Annotated in this window: 1 protein-coding gene; it reads left to right on the forward strand. The window is 53.0% G+C overall.

The window, feature by feature from the left end; translation table 11 throughout:
* Positions 1–314: 314 nt before the first annotated feature.
* On the forward strand, positions 315–557 hold a 243-nt coding region (locus NPX02_RS21290), incomplete at its 3' end, for a hypothetical protein (RefSeq protein ID WP_260296075.1).

Below are 557 nucleotides of genomic sequence, written 5' to 3' on the forward strand. Positions count from 1 at the left end.
GTCTCGCAGTAGGAACGCCGGTTACCCGGCGCCCCCTGCACAGTCCCGGACGTGCGGTATTGCCGCATCCGGTTCTTCGGTTGTACTCGCTTTCGCGCAAGACAAGACCATCATACTGACACCCTCCGGGACATCCCAACCAATATGCGGGGCTTCCTGAATAGACCACGATCTACCGCTCTCCAGAAGGTATCTTGTGAGAAACTCTTCCGTTTACCGCCTCGTCGATTGAGCCATTTGAACGTACATTCCATAGCCCAGAGATAGAAACGGTTAATCGCGTGCCCGTTGCCTATGATCCCGTAGTAGTTATAGTGACCAGTCAGCCGCCTATTAAGCCCTCTGACAAAATCACGTTTCGACAGGTGTCTCACCTTTTTGATCCACGCCTTGATTCGACGGCTCGCCCCTTGCAACTTCTTTGGGGCGGTTCGTCGTTTCACCCGAGGTTGGCCTTTACGATCCGCTTCCCAGTAGAACTCAAATCCCACAAAGATAAATCGCTTGCCTTTCCTCAAGTTACGGCGGCTAAACAGGAGCATGTTGGTCTTCTCTTG

It is taken from the genome of Sedimenticola hydrogenitrophicus, assembly GCF_025175675.1.
Classification (GTDB): domain Bacteria; phylum Pseudomonadota; class Gammaproteobacteria; order Chromatiales; family Chromatiaceae; genus Sedimenticola; species Sedimenticola hydrogenitrophicus.